The following is a 1,425-nucleotide window of genomic DNA, read 5'->3' on the forward strand; positions in this document are numbered from 1 at the left end:
TAATGCCGATCGTTTAAGAAGACTTGAACGATCTTGCAGTTAGCAGATAATCCCCATCAACAACGTTGATGGGGATTTTTTTATGCTTGAACAAGAATTAGCAATGGCACATGAGACCATTGAAGATGCCGACAATTATGAATCTGTTGTCGACGCCATTCAGATTGAGTGGATAGAACAAGCTCTTCTTGAAACTAATAAAGCGAGCATAAGACGACGTCGGCTTCCCGCTCAGCAAGCTGTCTGGTTAGTTATTTGGATGGGGCTGCAACGCAACATGTCTATCAAAGAGGTGTGCAGTTCATTAGACATTGCACTTCAGCCTAAACCTGAAGATAGCTGGTCTCGTGTTGCACCCAGTGTCCTAACTGATTCACGCCGACGTCTAGATGAGAGTCCGTTAGCGGCTCTGTTTCACACAACGGTAAAGGCTTGGAACGGAGATATCCTTCAACAAGACAAAGACTTAGAGCTTAATGTTCTTGCTGTGGATGGGACAACATTTAGGTGCCAAGATTCCCCAGAGAACGCTGAAGAATTTGGGTTCATCTCTAAAAAATTGAAACCTTACCCTCAACTTCGTTTAGTCGCTTTGATGTCAACAGAAACTCGAATGATTATGGGGGCGGCTTTTGATGGCTGTCATGTCGGTGAAACGACCTTAGCTAAGCGCCTATTCAATGATATCCCCGCACATTCATTGACCTTATTTGATCGTTGTTATTTCTCGGCAGACCTCTTGTTGTCGTGGCAAGAGAGTGCGGAAAATGCTCACTGGTTAATGCCTGCAAAGCGTAAGCTACGCTATGAAGTGTTGGAGAAATATGCGGAGAACGACATGCTCATCTCAATGTCCATCTCTCCTCAAGCTCAACGGCAGAATCCGAATTTACCCGCACGTTGGGAAGCCAGATTAGTCCTATATCAAGAGCCAAAAGGTGAGATAAAAGGTTTTATTACTTCACTTACAGACCCTAGTAGATACTCGCTAGAAAGCCTGCTGCGTATTTATTGGCAACGCTGGGAGATAGAAGAAGGTTATGGTGAAATTAAACAGACTCAACTGCAAAGTCACGTCACTTTACGAAGTCGTTTTTCTGCCGGTGTGAAGCAAGAGCTGTGGGGCGTATTACTTGCCTATAACTTAGTGCGATTAGAGATGGTTAAGATAGCTTCAGAAGCCGGGGTTCGAGCGACTAGGGTCAGTTTTACCGCCGCAATTAACCTTATTGATGCGCAATTACGTTGGTTAGCTTTAAGTCCAGACGGAACTCTACCTGTAAAACTGAAAAGGATGAGAGACAGTTTGAGTCACTTCATTCTTCCAGATAAAAGAAAAGACCGAACGTTTCCACGTTCAGTCCTCTTTGTCCCAGCCAAATATCCGTTCAGGTTCAAGCAATAATGCTTATCCGAACGGCATTA

Annotated in this window: 1 protein-coding gene; it reads left to right on the forward strand. The window is 44.3% G+C overall.

What is annotated here, in order from left to right:
* Positions 1-82: 82 nt before the first annotated feature.
* Positions 83-1,405, forward strand: coding sequence for an IS4-like element ISVbsp1 family transposase (locus tag ACED60_RS25630; protein ID WP_371728731.1), 1,323 nt, complete (start codon positions 83-85; stop codon positions 1,403-1,405).
* The last annotated feature ends 20 nt before the right edge of the window (positions 1,406-1,425 follow it).

Source organism: Vibrio sp. 1F279 (assembly GCF_041439815.1).
Taxonomy (GTDB): domain Bacteria; phylum Pseudomonadota; class Gammaproteobacteria; order Enterobacterales; family Vibrionaceae; genus Vibrio; species Vibrio tasmaniensis_A.